This is a genomic window from Chitinophaga sp. (assembly GCF_039596135.1).
GTDB lineage: Bacteria > Bacteroidota > Bacteroidia > Chitinophagales > Chitinophagaceae > Chitinophaga.
In genome coordinates, this window is record NZ_JBCNKH010000047.1 from 1 (window position 1) to 11,086 (window position 11,086).

Annotated in this window: 9 protein-coding genes; 1 reads left to right on the forward strand and 8 read right to left on the reverse strand. The window is 44.6% G+C overall.

Annotated features, from left to right (window positions below):
- Positions 1 to 4,348, reverse strand: a 4,348-nt coding sequence (locus ABDW16_RS22465) for a tandem-95 repeat protein (protein ID WP_343672878.1), incomplete at its 3' end; no start/stop codon positions are given.
- Between the two features lie 350 nt (positions 4,349 to 4,698).
- On the reverse strand, positions 4,699 to 5,067 hold the full coding sequence (locus ABDW16_RS22470) for an STAS/SEC14 domain-containing protein (protein ID WP_343672880.1): 369 nt from the start codon (positions 5,065 to 5,067) through the stop codon (positions 4,699 to 4,701).
- Positions 5,068 to 5,354: 287 nt separating this feature from the next.
- On the opposite strand from ABDW16_RS22470, the gene ABDW16_RS22475 reads away from it, so the two are divergent.
- Positions 5,355 to 6,377: an endo alpha-1,4 polygalactosaminidase gene (locus ABDW16_RS22475; protein WP_343672882.1), complete on the forward strand. Its 1,023-nt coding sequence runs from the start codon at positions 5,355 to 5,357 to the stop codon at positions 6,375 to 6,377.
- 133 nt (positions 6,378 to 6,510) lie between these two features.
- Here ABDW16_RS22475 and ABDW16_RS22480 read toward each other — a convergent pair whose 3' ends face one another.
- The 6 genes from ABDW16_RS22480 to ABDW16_RS22505 all read right to left on the reverse strand — a co-directional run bounded on the left by ABDW16_RS22480 (position 6,511) and on the right by ABDW16_RS22505 (position 11,064).
- Positions 6,511 to 6,849, reverse strand: a complete 339-nt coding sequence (locus tag ABDW16_RS22480; RefSeq protein WP_343672884.1) for a TfoX/Sxy family protein — start codon at positions 6,847 to 6,849, stop codon at positions 6,511 to 6,513.
- A 13-nt stretch (positions 6,850 to 6,862) separates the two neighbouring features.
- On the reverse strand, positions 6,863 to 7,795 hold the full coding sequence (locus ABDW16_RS22485) for a nitrilase family protein (protein WP_343672886.1): 933 nt from the start codon (positions 7,793 to 7,795) through the stop codon (positions 6,863 to 6,865).
- 28 nt (positions 7,796 to 7,823) lie between these two features.
- The gene (locus ABDW16_RS22490) at positions 7,824 to 8,546 is read right to left on the reverse strand and encodes an AraC family transcriptional regulator (RefSeq protein WP_343672888.1); all 723 of its coding nucleotides are present in this window, start codon (positions 8,544 to 8,546) and stop codon (positions 7,824 to 7,826) included.
- 78 nt (positions 8,547 to 8,624) lie between these two features.
- The gene (locus tag ABDW16_RS22495; protein WP_343672890.1) at positions 8,625 to 9,173 is read right to left on the reverse strand and encodes an isochorismatase family cysteine hydrolase; all 549 of its coding nucleotides are present in this window, start codon (positions 9,171 to 9,173) and stop codon (positions 8,625 to 8,627) included.
- A complete protein-coding gene (locus ABDW16_RS22500; protein WP_343672892.1) occupies positions 9,170 to 10,387 on the reverse strand; it encodes an MFS transporter in 1,218 nt (405 codons plus the stop codon). The genes ABDW16_RS22495 and ABDW16_RS22500 overlap by 4 nt, the downstream gene beginning before the upstream one ends.
- A gap of 74 nt (positions 10,388 to 10,461) precedes the next feature.
- Positions 10,462 to 11,064: a TetR/AcrR family transcriptional regulator gene (locus ABDW16_RS22505; protein WP_343672894.1), complete on the reverse strand. Its 603-nt coding sequence runs from the start codon at positions 11,062 to 11,064 to the stop codon at positions 10,462 to 10,464.
- Positions 11,065 to 11,086: the final 22 nt, after the last annotated feature.

Consider the following 11,086-nt stretch of genomic DNA (forward strand, 5'->3'; position numbering starts at 1 on the left):
CTGACACACTGCTACTTAGCGGAGTATCCTCATTGGTTGTCTCGGTGGTATTCGGACCTGATGGCACATCGTTTACAGGATTTACTGTGATGCTTACTGTGATAGTTGTAGTACCTCCTTTACCATCGCTTACGGTAACAGTAAAGCTGTCCAGACCATTATAGTTAGCTGATGGTGTGTAAGTATAAGTACCATCACTATTTACTACTACTGAACCATGTAAAGGATCGGCACCCTTAGCATAAGTCAGCGCATCGCCATCCACATCTGTTGCTGACACACTGCTAGTCAGTGGCCTATCCTCATTGGTTGCCTCGGTGGTATTCGGACCTGATGGCGCATCATTTACAGGATTAATAGTAATATTCACCGTAATCGTTGCGGTACCACCATTGCCATCACTCACCAATATTGTGAAACTATCAGTTCCATTATAATTAGCTCCCGGTGTATAAGTATAAGTACCATCACTATTTACTACTACTGATCCGTGAGCAGGGTCTGTACCCTTACTATAACTCAACACATCGCCATCCGCATCTGTTGCTGACACACTGCTGGTCAGCAGCGCATCTTCATTAATAGTCACATTTACAACTCCTCCTACCGGATCATGATTCACCTTCTTCACCGTGATATTTACAGTAATCGTGGAAGAACCACCATTACCATCACTCACGGTTACCGTAAACACATCCGTACCAACATAACCAGTAGTTGGTATATATTTATATGTACCATCACTATTTACCGTCACCGTACCATGTGCAGGATTAGTAGCCTTTGCGAAAGTAATCGCATCCCCATCCAGGTCTGTAGCAGTTACCTGGCTATCCAGCTCTGTATCCTGGTTGGTTTCCTCGTTGGTATCAGGCCCTGTTGGCGCATCATTCACCGCCGTAATACCCAGGGCGATAGTACCACTCGCTGTTTTTGTACCTCCACTACCAATATTACCATTATCTGAAACAGATACTGTAATCGTCTCCGAAGCAGGAGGTGTATGTGAAGCAGAATAAGTCAGGTTACCTCCGGAAATATAACTATTGATATCAGACAATGTGCCCGATAACGTAATGTTACCACCTGTACCACTCACCGTCACACCCGCTACCGTTGCAGTATTGAACCAACCAGTCGGAACTGAGAATGTCACTGTTACCGTACCCGTACCTGCATCCACATCTGCAAAAAACACGTCCTTCAATGAAGCAGGAATATCTTCTGTCACTGCCAGACCCGTAGGCAAAGAAATAGTAGGCGCATCGTTTACAGGCGTAATATTAATTGTCATGGTCGCTGCTGTGGTAGCATAAGATGTACCATCAGAACCACTCCACTGAAAAGATGTCGTACCATTCCAATTCGCTGTCGGGGTAAACACAATCTTTGCCAGATCTGCCGCAACAATTTCCTGACCCGCCGTAATATTAACACCATTCAGCTTGAAACTGCCATTCTGTGGCAGACTTACAATCTGGATCTTCGACAACGCCGTTCCATCAGGATCTGTATAAACACTGGTGAAGTTTGCCGCTGTAAAGGTCAATGCATTGTCTTCTGCTGCTGATACACTATTATCAGCTACCACCGGCAGGTTGTTCACCACCGCCGATACCGTAAAGGTATAGGTAGCGCGACCCGCATCGCTATCATTATTCAGGATAGTAATTACAGCAGTATAAGTACCAATCGCATGCGATGCAGGATTGAAGGTCACTACAAAGCCAAGTCCGGAGCCACTTATAACTGTCGTACCTGATGGCTGGGTCGTCACACTGAAGCCAGCATCTCCGCTGATCGATACAATAGGTGTACCTGTCAGACCAATCGTTCCTGTACCTATGTTCTGTACAGTGAAGGTAGTATTCACGACCCCACCCGTTGTCGTCAGAATCCCATAATTGGTACCATCTGTGGTAGAAGTCGTCGTCTTGCCATCTGCAATAGATGAACCATTACCTGATACATTGACTCTCGGAGTAGTTAATATATATATACTGGTAGTAGAAGCAGGACCTGTTTCCTTACCATCATTCATTTCTACGGTGATGGTACGGGTCGTTGTATTGGGCGACCCCTTTGTATTCATGTACTGAATCAGCTTCAGCGCTTCCACATAAGTTGCTGCTGATGCTACACCCGTTAATCGAATCGTATCTGTATTCGCACCGGTAATTGTAATACCGGAAGGCAGCGTTCCATTCAGGATCAGGTACTCTGAAGCACCATCCTTATCATTGGTCAATACGATCGTTGCACCAGAGATATTATCGCCATCCGGATCTGTCACTGTTACATCATTGTCTGTCACACTGGAACCAGTAGCACTACCTGCTGCAAAGTAATTAATATAATTTTTTAAGCTGGCACCCGAGCTGTTATCTGCATCCAGGTTCACTACCGGACAGTTGTTCACTGCAATGGTAGCGGTGATGAGGTTATTGTCGTAATAACACTCTTTATATTTACTATTCTGGTTAGCCAGGCTGGATAAAGTGAAAGGCGTTCCCACTGCATGCCCTACCCCACCGCTTACAAATGAACCATTGTCATTCAGGATCATGGTCAGCGGAATATTCACATTGCTGAAACTGCTGAGGTCCAGGTTAAAATTGAATGTACGGCACTCTCCCTGTGGAATGTTCTGGTTGAAGGTTCCCGTATATACTAATATCGCAGCAGGATCTGTGGTCGGATCACCGGAGTAGAAAGATACCGGCATACCACCACTACTATTACCGGAACCGGGGTTACATACATTCACAGACGCCGTTACAATATTACAGGAACTACCTTTCGAGAAGGTAATTCCTGCCGTACTAAATGCCACATCCGGACGTGAACCATAATAATCACACGAAAGCAGGAACTGGTAACTAGGGTTAGCCAACCCTGTTTTATTGATTACTGTCAGCTGACTCTTATCTGAAGACAGAAAGAAGCTGATATCATAGACAGCACCAGTGTTTTTAAAGCCTACAGTACCTGAAGCGGTACGCGTGCTGGTACTATCTAAGGGTACATTTTTAAAGGCATAGTTATCATCCCTTCTTGTCGTACCACTCAAACCTACCTGCTGATAATAATATCCTGTCACCGTACCTGCTGTCAGGTCAATATAACCATAAGCAGCCAGCGAGTTCTCATTACTTTCCCTATCTGTATTTATCGCATTACCTGTTTCATTAAAGTAAATAAAGTTGGTACCTGAAGGAATTGAGAATGTCCGCTTTACCCCCCAGGTATAACTACCATCCAATATGGTTGAAATATCCGAGTCGATAAACTCGGTACTCATACCCAATCCCACCCGCGAATAAAATTCCACTACATACGCATCGTCAAAATCTCTTGCATAGTTGGCATCTCTTTTTATTATCAGGTTTCCTCCGGATACATAAATCTGGGGATCATATACCCCCACCGCTCCTGCAGTAGTCAGTTTGCCGGAGTAATCACCAGTAATCACACCGGAAGAAAGCATCGCTGCGGTAGCAGCAACAGACTTATTACTGATTACATAAGTAGACCTCCTGGTAGTGGAGCCACCATTTGCCAATGTCACAAATCCATTCATTGTACCGGCACCCAGGTCCATTCCAAATCGCATATTGGCATAACCCTCCTCTGTACCGGCCGCTGAATTCAGGTCGGTATAACTGGAGTTGGTACCCTTTGCAGAGATGAGTACAATTTCTGCCCCTGATGGAATGGGAATACTCAGATCGGTAGCAGTAGCACCTGTTCCATGCAACAATGCCCTGATCTGGGGGCCCAGTGGACTCAATGAGTTATTATATGGAGACAGGTATTCTACATAATAAGAGGAGTTGATACCCGTTGCATTTTCCTTTATCGTCAGGGTATTTCCTGAAATAGAAAATTTCACGTTGTTCAGGTAAGGCAATGCATCCCCTACCTTGCTGGCCTGCAGAATCGTATCACCGAGTGCTACATTTTTCCATCCATATACGTTCGTACCAGAACCATCTGTATTGGTATTCTTCGCATAATTTACATATCCGGATGAGGTACTGTTGCCCACATCAATGATGGCATTGATAGTGATGAAATCCTCATCCCCCTGGTCATAGTCGGAAACACCGGAGGTGATACCTGTTTCGGAAGAAACATACACCGCGATGGACTTAGTGCCGGTCGGAATTGTAAACGTAGGTGCAGCGCCTCCGGGAGCTCTGTATTTGGTCTCAAAACCTAATACGTCGGCTCTTTTACCGCCGCTTGGACTACATGGACTGTAAGGTAACTGGGCCTTTGCCAGAAACGGGAATGCTATTAAGCAGATGCTAATGCTTAACGCTACTTTAATGAAATTTTCTTTCATAGGTATGCGAAAAAGTGCGCGGACGTGAAGCCAGTTATTTCATAGATTTCAGGTGAGTGTTGTACCATAGAGGTGGTCAAGACATACCCTGGCCCAAAGAAAATACAGGTGATGAGATGACATCACGAACAATGCGAATTTTTACTGAACAATGCATTTGTGGTAAAAGCAACCCGAAATTTTCGTACAGATTAGGGGCCTGACAGTTACCTAAAAGGCAAATATATAAATATTTGTCGTATATATTTAAAAAATAATTTCATGGAAGGTTTGATTCATAGCGCGTAAGGGATTTTATTCCGAACTGACTGATTCGGAATCAGGAAGCCCAGGGCTGAAATTTCCGTTAACTACTTTCCCGTTGACACCCAGCGTACGGCCGCTGACAACTGCTCTGCCGGAAAACCTTTAAATGTACCAGGTACGAACATGCTGAACACATCAGTGAATTTATTCAGCAATTCAGAACCGGATACGATCGCCACCCTGTTCCATTTCGAAATCTCCATAATACCCAGCAATGCATCCTGCAACCAGGCGCCCATCGTCCAGTTTTTTAAAGGAGTTTCTATAATCATGAGATAATTGAGTTCACCCGTACGGCTAACCAGCTCTCTCACTACCGGGTCTACGATGTTGAGAAAATTGTCCTGCGTAACTTCGCCGGTGGCCTTGAAGCCAACCATATTATTGGGCATGGATGGAAGGATCTCTATCATTGCTTTCTTTTACAAACTGTGGTACAAAAGTCCTGCCTATATTTTTCGTAAGGCATGGATATGCAGCACCTACCCCGTGAAATCAACATCAATTTACCAGGACCTGGATGGATGATTCAACAGTTTTTACCACATGTAAGAACAAAAAAACATGCAGCTATTTTGGCTATTACCTTGAAAATCACGAACGCCCCACTCCTGATTCTTTGTTAAAACACTTTAGTAAAATCTTACCTGGCTGAAGGGTAGAAAAAATTAATTTACTTTTGCCCGACAACCGTATTCTTATGAGACCTATACTTTTAATTTCATTCGCGCTATTTGTCTTAAGCGCCTGTAGCAAGAACAATGATACTGATACGACTTCAGGATCCAACAATGACAGCGCTGCCGCCGCTGCCGACACTACTCCCAGCGATTACAAACAATCTATGCGCGACTTTGTCATTGGCATCAGCAAGTATGCCAAGGCAGCACATGCCGGATTTATTGTAGTGCCACAGAATGGTATTGAGCTGGTAACTAAGAACGGCGAAAGTTCCGGTACACCTGATACCGCCTATCTGAATGCGATTGATGCCAATGGTCAGGAAGACCTGTATTATGGGTATGATGACGATGATGTGGCTACCCCTACGTCCACAATCAATTACCTGAATCCCCTGCTGAAAATTTCGAAGAATGCAGGAAATACCATCCTTGTTACTGATTATTGCTCTACGCATTCCAAGATGACGGATTCATATACTAAAAACAATGCACAGGGGTATATTTCATTTGCAGCAGATTCACGTGGTCTGGATGATATTCCTGCTTTCCCGTCTCCGATTTATGCAGAGAATACCACGGCTGTGACCAGCATAGGACAGGTAAAGAACTTCCTCTACCTGATTGATCCGGCAAGTGGTTTCAGTTCTAAAACTGCTTTTATCAACGCGGTAAAAGCTACGAATTATGACCTGCTGATTACTGATCTGTATTTTGATACCAGCGCATTCACGGCTTCTGAACTTGCAGCGTTGAAGAAGAAAGCGAATGGGGGTACGAGGCTTGTAATTTCATACATGTCTATCGGAGAAGCTGAAAACTACAGGTATTACTGGCAGACCAGCTGGACCAAGACAAAACCCGCCTGGTTAGATGCGGAGAATCCTGACTGGCCGGGGAATTATAAAGTGAAGTACTGGTATAGCGACTGGCAGAAAATCATTTATGGAAATGATAGTTCTTATACCAAAAAGATATTGAATGCAGGGTTTGATGGGGTTTACCTGGATATCATAGATGCATTTGAGTATTACGAAAAATAACTTTGAAGAGCCTGTATCAATGCAATATCCATGGAGGTGGATTTGATAGAATCTACTTCGATATTACAGATGCATAATAAATTTGAAGAGCCTGTATCAAATACCCAAAAGATACAGGCTCTTTTTATTAACCCTACTTTTTCTTCTTCTTAGCCGACTTTGCATTCGGATTATGCGCCAGCGCCAACTCAATCCAGTAATCAAACTCCGCCTTTGTTCTCATCCCCGTCTCATCCACCAATACATACCCCTTCATCGGCCGATTGAACTCCATCTGCCGGCACCCATTCCTTTCCAACACCTCCTCCTGTTTAGCCGGATCGATCCGTACCATCATATCTCCCTTATACACCCCTACCAATATTTTATCATTGTACATAAATGTTAGTCCTCCCATCATACGTATTTCTTTAACATTAGGGAGATCTTCGAGGCGTTCGCGAATGCGGTTTGCAAGTATATCTTCATCCATTGGCGGAAGGTAATTATTTTTTCGGCGTCAGCCATACAACCTGCTGCGAAGAAGTGTGCGGAGCACCAATAATATCTCTATACAAATCCGGTCTTCTTGCCTGCAGATAACGATATCCCCCTGCCTGTACCAGCTTTTCCTTTGTGAGCCATGCCGTAGCCATATCATTGTCAAGTGCACGACATTCTGCAATAACATCGCCGAAAGGATCGAGGATCATGGAACAACCATTTTTAAGCTGATCGTCATCCATCCCGATGGCATTTGCAAAGATGCAATACACCGCATTATCATATGCCCGGGCAGGCAACCATTTCATGAGCCATTTTCGGCCTTTTAACCCGTCAAATTCTATACGAAGACTCGTTGGATCACTCAACCTGTTCTCCCACAATTTGGGGTCTACAAAGCCCGCTCCCGGGCGTGTAGAAGGGGTACACATAGTGACATGCGGCATCAGGATAATTTCAGCCCCTGATAACCTGGTGGCCCGTACATTTTCAATGATATTATTATCATAACAGATCAGGATACCGATCTTCCACCCATGCAAGTCGAATATACAGTATTCATTTCCGGGGGTGAGGTGCGTATTAATAAATGGATGCAATTTCCTGAATTTCGCAAGGAGGCCGGTTTTGTCTACACAGACGTAGGCTTTGTAAATGTGATCCCCTTCTTTTTCAAATAAACCGGCAGCAATGGCGATATTGTATTTGCGGGCTATTTCAATCAAAGCTATAATGGACCCACCTGCGGGAATCGGTTCCGCCAGTTCCCATAATTGCTCACGCGACAAATGACGGGCAAATGTATACCCCGTAATGGAGCACTCATGGAATACGATAAGATCTGATCCGGCTGCTGCTGCATACTTTTCAATGATGGAGAGGTTGTAATCCTTATCCCCACTGCGATGTTCAAATTGTACAGTAGTGACTTTCATATCACGAAGGTACCCCGGTGCACCAAACTTAAATTGTACAATTCCGACTTAGGAAGTTACTGGCCAAAGGGTAATTGTTATGCAGGTAATGGCGGGGCGTTAACCCGGTGAGTTTTTTAAAATCCTTGATGGCATGCGACTGATCACAATAACCATTCTCAAAGACCAATGGGGTGATTTTTTCGTCTTTTTTCAGGGACTTCAGAAACGTATGTGTTCTTACAATATTACAATACTTAGCAGGACTAATACCTACACTCTCCTTAAACCGCCTTTCCAGTTGCCTTTCCTGGTAGCCGGTAAAGTCCTGCAACTGCGCAAGGGACAACTGCCCCTTTTGCTGGTCAATATAATCAACTGTCGCCCGCGTCAACGAACAGGTATGCTGCTGTAATGAACTAAAAAATTCATTGACATTCTCTCTTGTAGGTGGTTGTTTAAAAATAAGAGAAAGGTCTATGAACCGGTCCTTTAATTCCGCAGCCGGAATACCCGTCAGCGCATACAACCCATAAGGCCGGAATACGACAATCAATAATGACCCTGTGTAATATAAATCTTTGTAATGGGAGATCTGCCCATATGCAAATGCCGGCGGCAAACATTGCCCTTCGAGAATAATTTCCCCATTGCAAAATACAATACCAGGATTACCATCTGAAAAGAAACGAATAGGTGTGCGTGCTGGATTCTCTATGAATAGATAATGCCGGATAAATGGGCGAAGCGATATGGAAGGCAACACCTGCATACTGTAAATATAAGAAAAAAAGAGGCTGACGATAATATGGCTCCAAAAAGCCAGATAGCTGATCAGCCTCTTTCCCTATTATTTCTCCCACTCCGCCACTGTCAATACCTCTGCCTGTCTCGGAAAGATCTTCGTCGTCAAAAACTCATGTACATCCTCTTCCCTGTCTGCACAGCCATCAGACAATACAGTAATACGGTAATCCTTATCAGCCGCCTCTCTCAGTGTTGACAATACCACCCCATTGGTAGCAATACCTGTCAATACTATATGATCCACCTGGTATGCCCTCAGCAATACTTCCAGGTCACTGCCGGAGAAAGCGCTTACACGGCGTTTTACCACCACTACTTCATTCTCCTGTGGTGCCAGGTCCGGGTGGATCTTCATAAAATCTTCCGGACTTACATTGCCAAACATCTGCCTGGCCGCGGAAAATCCCTTGTTGTTCGCGCTGATCTCCGGTGCCCCAGGTCTAAAACCTACGACTACATAAATCACCGGGATACCTTTACTGCGTGCACTGGCTATTGCCTTCGCCACACTGCTGATTACCGCAGCTCCATTGGGAATCATGCCCAGCATCGCAGCCTGCATATCCATTACTAATAAAGCGGTGTTACTCATTGTTTTGTTTTGAGATAGTTTGAAAATATGAATGCAATGACCAGGGCAATACCACCCTGCATCAGCATTGTCATTGGTGCTGATATGCGTTGTGATGCCGTACCGGCCAGTAAGCTACCTAATGGCAGCATTCCAAAATAGGCCATAGCTATATAACTCATGACCCGCCCCCGCATATGCGCCGCGGCCTCCACCTGTATAATAGTGATGCTTGCCGTCATAGGCACCAGTGAAGCCACCCCAACTATCACGGCAAAAGGAATCGCGGCATAAAAAGAAGTACAGCGGGAAAAACCTATTAATCCTATACCGAGTATTACTATGCTTGCAAGCAGGATACCCGTCAGGTGACCACTCTTTTTCAAAGAGGCTAAAAATAAACTACCCGTTATAGCGCCCAATCCCACCGCACTGGCGATATACCCAAAGGTGCGGGCATCGCCCCGGAAGATAGTTTTTGCAAAGACTGGCATCAATGTATCGTACGGCAATACCAGCAATCCCATGCACATAATTAAAATAATAATGATACCGATACGGGGTGTTTGCCGCAGGTATACGAACCCTTCTGACAATTCAGTCAGTGCATCCTTTTTATGCAGAGGCTCCTCGAATGGCGGTAACTTCATTAATAATAAAGACCCAATCACTGCCAGAAAACTCACAGCATTCAAGGCAAAACAGGTATGCGCACCGTACGCCTGTAATACAATACCTGACAGCGCCGGCCCTATTAACCGCGCAATATTTACCATCGCAGAATTCAGGGCCAGGGCATTCGTAATATCTTCCTTGTTATTAACTAATTCATGTACCATGGGTTGCCGCGCCGGTGTGTCAAACGCATTTACTATGCCCAATACCACACTCAGCGCCAGGATTTGCCAGATCTGGTAGTGATTGGTCAATGTGAGCATCGCCAGTAGTAAAGATTGTACCAGCGAAGCTGTTTGCGTAACCAATAAGATCTTTCGACGGCTATACCTGTCTGAAACTATCCCGCCTAACAATGAAAATAAAAACGAAGGAAACTGCTGCATAAACACTGTCAGCCCCAGCATCCAGGCTGAATGACTAATGGAATATACCACCCAGCTCACCGCCGTTCGCTGCATCCAGGTTCCAATCTGCGAAACAGATTGCCCACAAAAAAATAAAGCATAGTTGCTGTTACGAAATGCCCTGAAAGCGTTGCTTTTTACAGCTTGTATCATATTGTATCATATATTTCCCTTATTGACCTTTCGACATATTGTGATAAAATGTCGAAATAAAAACAAAAAAAAAGCTAACCTCCAATGGCCAGCATCGTCATACGTACCAGGGCATCGATAGCCGGTTCCATACGCGCATAACTATTTTCAAGCTCCAACTCGCGTTTTATACCGCGCAGGCTGCTCGTAAATACAAATATAATATCGGCCTTGTCCTCTGATTGAACTCCCTCCAGTACCCGGTTCAACAAGGTTAGCTCATCCCTCCGGATCTTCTTTTGAATGATCTTTTTGCGCTGTGTATAGTGTGAGAGCTCATCAGCATTCATGCCCGTTTCCAATACGTCGAAGAATACCTTTCTCTTACGGCCGATCTTTGTTTTGGTGATGCCAAAGGCACGGAGCTTCCCTGCTACTGTATTTTCCTTGTCTACCATGCGGGCGATCTCCGCAACGATTTCGTCAATTTCAGCACCCATTACAGCGTCAAAGACTTCGTCCTTATTCTTATAATAATAATACAAGGAACTTCTTCCCTTGCCGATTGCCTTCGCTACATCATCCATGGTCACCTTCTGATAACCATGTTTTTGAAATAGCTGCTGAGCGGCCTGTAGAATCTGCTGTTGTATTATATCCTCTGGCATACCATACAAAGGTACAACTAATTTCGACATTTAGACAATAAATGTCGAAATT

Excerpts from the sequence above, each read along its gene's own strand:
- ABDW16_RS22470 (WP_343672880.1), bottom strand. The coding sequence starts at position 5,067 with ATGATAGAGATCCTTCCATCCATGCCCAATAATATGGTTGGCTTCAAG.
- ABDW16_RS22490 (WP_343672888.1), bottom strand. The coding sequence starts at position 8,546 with ATGCAGGTGTTGCCTTCCATATCGCTTCGCCCATTTATCCGGCATTAT.
- ABDW16_RS22480 (WP_343672884.1), bottom strand. The coding sequence starts at position 6,849 with ATGGATGAAGATATACTTGCAAACCGCATTCGCGAACGCCTCGAAGAT.
- ABDW16_RS22500 (WP_343672892.1), bottom strand. The coding sequence starts at position 10,387 with ATGATACAAGCTGTAAAAAGCAACGCTTTCAGGGCATTTCGTAACAGC.
- ABDW16_RS22475 (WP_343672882.1), top strand. The coding sequence starts at position 5,355 with ATGAGACCTATACTTTTAATTTCATTCGCGCTATTTGTCTTAAGCGCC.
- ABDW16_RS22505 (WP_343672894.1), bottom strand. The coding sequence starts at position 11,064 with ATGTCGAAATTAGTTGTACCTTTGTATGGTATGCCAGAGGATATAATA.
- ABDW16_RS22495 (WP_343672890.1), bottom strand. The coding sequence starts at position 9,173 with ATGAGTAACACCGCTTTATTAGTAATGGATATGCAGGCTGCGATGCTG.
- ABDW16_RS22485 (WP_343672886.1), bottom strand. The coding sequence starts at position 7,795 with ATGAAAGTCACTACTGTACAATTTGAACATCGCAGTGGGGATAAGGAT.